We start from the raw sequence: 3,475 nt of genomic DNA, 5'->3' as shown, positions 1-3,475 counted from the left end.
GGCCGATCTCGGCCAGAGCGAGCGGGGCGAGGATGTCGCCAGCTACCTCAACGAGCGCGGCATGCGCGTCCTCGCCGCGCTCGATTCGGTATCGGCAAGGCATTCGGCCAGGCAAGCGGAGGTGGCTCTGGCCTGGGTGATGGCGCGGCCGGGCATCGCGGCGCCGATCGCCAGCGCCACGACGCTCGCCCAGATGGACGGCCTGGTGCGGGCGGCATCGCTGATGCTCGATGCCGACGACATCGCGGCGCTGGACCGGGCCAGCGCCTAGCGCCGCAGGGCCGGCGGTGTTTCGCCCGCTGTTGCACGATCGTTCAAGACGGGGATGCCGCTTGCGCATAGCGTTCCCGCATCGCGACAGGATGCGGGAAAGGCGTATGGCTGGGTTCTTGTCCCTCACGCAGCCATGGCAGCAGGTGCTGGCGCTGGTGTTTGCCGCCACCGTGGTGATGGGCAGTCCGGGGCCGGCGACCATCAGCGTCACCGCCATCGGCGCCGCCTTCGGCCTGCGCCATTCGCTGCGCTATACGTCGGGCATCATCCTCGGCACCACGATGGTGCTTCTGGTGGTGGCGTCCGGCGTGATGGCGATCTTTGCCTCGCTGCCGGGCATGGCGCCGGTGCTGGCGATCGCATCCGCCGCCTACATCCTCTATCTGGCCTACAGGATCGCGACGGCGCCGCCACTGGCGGCGCGCGAGAGCGGGATGGCGCCTCCGACATTCGCCGGTGGGTTCCTGCTCGCGGTCGCCAATCCGAAAGCCTATGTGGCGATCGCCGCGGTCTTCGCCGGCGCTTCGTCGGGCGTCGCCGATCTCGGAATTTCGACCAGGCTCGTGGTGCTCGCGCTGATGATCGTCGCCATCCACGTGCTGTGGCTTCTCGCCGGTGCGGCCTTCGCCCGCTTCCTGCGGCGGCCGCTGGCCTCGCGGATCATCAACCTGATTTTCGCGGCGACACTGGTGCTGACGACGGCACTGGCGGCCTGGCCATAGGCGGGCCGGCGTCAAGAGGCTGCGGTTCAGGCCTTCGCCTTTTCGGCGGCCGCAAGCTCGGCCAGCCGCTTCGCCGCCGTCGGCGGCATTGGCGGCGGGTTCGGCGCGCGCGAGGCCTCGACGAGGAGTTGGTCGCAGGCTGCCTCGGTCTCGCCGATCAGCCGCTGCATGAACTCGTCCTTGGCCAGTCCCGGCGGGATCGGCGGCAGGAAGCGGGCCTTGATGGTGCCGGGATAGCGCAGGAATTTGCGGCGCGGCCAGTAGAGGCCGGCGACGTGGGCGACGGGCACCACCGGGACGCCAAGCTGCGAATAGATCTCGACGATGCCGTATTTGTAGGCCGGCTCGTCGCCCGGAGCGCGGCGCGTGCCTTCGGGGTAGATGATGAGCTGGCGCGGATTGCGGTCCATTTCCGCTCTGGTGGCGGCGACGACCGCCTTCAGCGCCTTGGAGCGACTGCCGCGGTCAACCGGGATCATGCGCATCTTCATGATGTACCAGCCGAAGAAGGGGATCCAGGTCAGCTCCCGCTTCAGGATGTAAAGCGCGTCATCGAGATAAGGGAAAAAGGCGATCGCATCCCAGAAGGACTGATGCTTCGGCGCCAGGATGAAGGACCCTTCGGGCAAGTTCTCGACGCCTGTGATTTCGCTCTTCGTGCCGGCGATCTTGTCGTAGAGCCACATGCAGCTCCGCGACCAGAATTTCGGCACGAACCAGGCCCGGTGACGCGGCGACAGGAAATAGTACGGGGTCCAGAGGATCATCTGGACGACCAGGCTGACATAGAAGACGAAGTTGAACGCCAGCGAGCGGACATAGAGCATGCGGGAAGGGCCCGGTGAGAACGAGTGCGTTGGTTACACCAAGCGCGGGCAAAAAGGAAACGGGCCGAGGTCGGGACAATCCCGATTCCCGAGCCTACCACATTGCCTGCGTGAGACGCTCCTTCAGGCGGGGGGCGGCGAAATCGAGGAAGGCGCGCAGCTTGACCGGCAGCAGGCCCTGGCCGGCATGGACGAGGCTCACCGGCCATGGCGGCGGCTCGAACTCCCGCAGCACGGCCTGCAGCGCGCCGGAACGCACGGCAACCGCGACCTGGTAGGACAGAACCTTGGTCAATCCGACACCGCCGATCGCGGCGTCGATGGCGGCTTCCGCGGTGTTGACGCGAAGCCGGGAGCGGACCGGCACGGCTACCTCGCTCTTGCCGTCGGCGAAGGTCCAGGTGGCGGGGGCTGAGAGGTTCTCGAACGTAATGCAGCTGTGCGCGGCCAAGGCTCCCGGGGTCTGCGGTGTGCCATGCGCGGCAAGATAGGCAGGGCTTGCGCAGACGACAACGCCGACACGGATGGCGACAAGGCTGGAGTCGGGCAGGTCACCGATACGCACGGCAAGGTCGATATGCTCGTCGAGCAGATGGGTTATCTGGTCCGACAGCGTCAGCCGGATATCCACCTCGGGATAGGCGGCGAGGAAATCAGTTACCACCGTCAGCACGTGCAGGCGGCCGAAGACGATCGGCGCGGTGACGACCAGTTCGCCCCTGGGCGTGCTGTATTCGCCGGCGGCGGCGCGCTCGGCCTCGCCGACCTCGTCCAGGATGCGGCGGCAGGCGGCGAGGTAGGCCTGCCCGGCATCGGTCGGTGTCAGCCGCCGCGCCGAGCGGTTGAGAAGGCGCGTGTTGAGATGCCGCTCCAATTCCGAAACCTTGCGGCTGACCGTGGCCAGCGGCATGCCTAAATGGCGCGCCGCGGCAGAAAGGCTGCCGGCCTCCACTGCGGCGACGAAAAGCGACATGGCCTCGAGGCGATCCATGGATCTTCCAGGAAATGGAAGGTGCTATTCCAGATATGCCATCTGTATCCGAAATATGGAAGGCTTATGTTTGGGTGCATCACCAGTTTTGGAGGACAGCGCCATATGAACGCCCATGCTTTCGCCAGCGACGTCGCCTTCACGCCGAGCGTCAAGGCGATCCAGGCACGTAAAGGCTCGCGCGAAGCCTATTCCCGCGTCGAGGAGCGCGGCGGCTGGCGGGATGTCATCACGCCCGACCTTGCCGCTTTCATCGCGGCGCAGACCAGCGTCTTCCTGGCGACCGCCAATGGTGAGGGTCAGCCCTACATCCAGCATCGCGGCGGACCGGCCGGCTTCCTCAAGGTGCTCGACGAGAAGACGATCGGCTTCGCCGACTTCACGGGCAACAGGCAATTCATCACCCAGGGCAATCTCGCCGACAATGCGCAAGCTTTCCTGTTCCTGATCGACTATGCCCACCGTCAGCGCATCAAGGTCTGGGGCAGGGCGCGTGTCGTCGAGGGCGACGCCGAACTGACGGCGAGCCTGATGCCGCGAGGCTACAAGGCGCGTCCCGAGCAGGTCATCCTGTTCAACGTCTCGACCTGGGATGCCAATTGCCCGCAGCACATTCCGCAGCGCTTCGAGGCGGCCGACGTGGCAGCGGCGCTGGCCGAACG

At 66.4% G+C, this 3,475-nt stretch carries 5 protein-coding genes; 3 read left to right on the top strand and 2 right to left on the bottom strand.

Going from position 1 to position 3,475, the window contains the following annotated elements:
* The coding region (locus tag EN745_RS32055; RefSeq protein WP_145992253.1) for an aldo/keto reductase at nucleotides 1-271 on the top strand (271 nt) is incomplete at its 5' end.
* A gap of 106 nt (nucleotides 272-377) precedes the next feature.
* Nucleotides 378-995: a LysE family translocator gene (locus EN745_RS32050; protein ID WP_127405996.1), complete on the top strand. Its 618-nt coding sequence runs from the start codon at nucleotides 378-380 to the stop codon at nucleotides 993-995.
* Nucleotides 996-1,021: 26 nt separating this feature from the next.
* Here EN745_RS32050 and EN745_RS32045 read toward each other — a convergent pair whose 3' ends face one another.
* Nucleotides 1,022-1,822 carry a 1-acyl-sn-glycerol-3-phosphate acyltransferase gene (locus EN745_RS32045; protein WP_126058084.1) on the bottom strand — a complete coding sequence of 267 codons (801 nt, stop codon included), beginning with the start codon at nucleotides 1,820-1,822 and terminating at the stop codon, nucleotides 1,022-1,024.
* A 94-nt stretch (nucleotides 1,823-1,916) separates the two neighbouring features.
* Complete coding sequence (locus tag EN745_RS32040) at nucleotides 1,917-2,813, bottom strand: LysR family transcriptional regulator (protein ID WP_127423100.1); 897 nt, start codon at nucleotides 2,811-2,813, stop codon at nucleotides 1,917-1,919.
* Nucleotides 2,814-2,918: 105 nt separating this feature from the next.
* Between EN745_RS32040 and EN745_RS32035 the strand changes: the two genes are divergently transcribed.
* A partial coding sequence (locus EN745_RS32035; protein ID WP_127423099.1) for a pyridoxamine 5'-phosphate oxidase family protein occupies nucleotides 2,919-3,475 on the top strand: 557 nt, incomplete at its 3' end.

It is taken from the genome of Mesorhizobium sp. M4A.F.Ca.ET.022.05.2.1, assembly GCF_003998845.1.
Lineage (GTDB): Bacteria > Pseudomonadota > Alphaproteobacteria > Rhizobiales > Rhizobiaceae > Mesorhizobium.
The sequence above is the reverse complement of the archived record's forward strand: the minus strand, read 5'-3'. Positions and strand labels throughout refer to the sequence as shown.

Excerpts from the sequence above, each read along its gene's own strand:
- EN745_RS32050 (WP_127405996.1), top strand. The coding sequence starts at position 378 with ATGGCTGGGTTCTTGTCCCTCACGCAGCCATGGCAGCAGGTGCTGGCG.
- EN745_RS32045 (WP_126058084.1), bottom strand. The coding sequence starts at position 1,822 with ATGCTCTATGTCCGCTCGCTGGCGTTCAACTTCGTCTTCTATGTCAGC.
- EN745_RS32040 (WP_127423100.1), bottom strand. The coding sequence starts at position 2,813 with ATGGATCGCCTCGAGGCCATGTCGCTTTTCGTCGCCGCAGTGGAGGCC.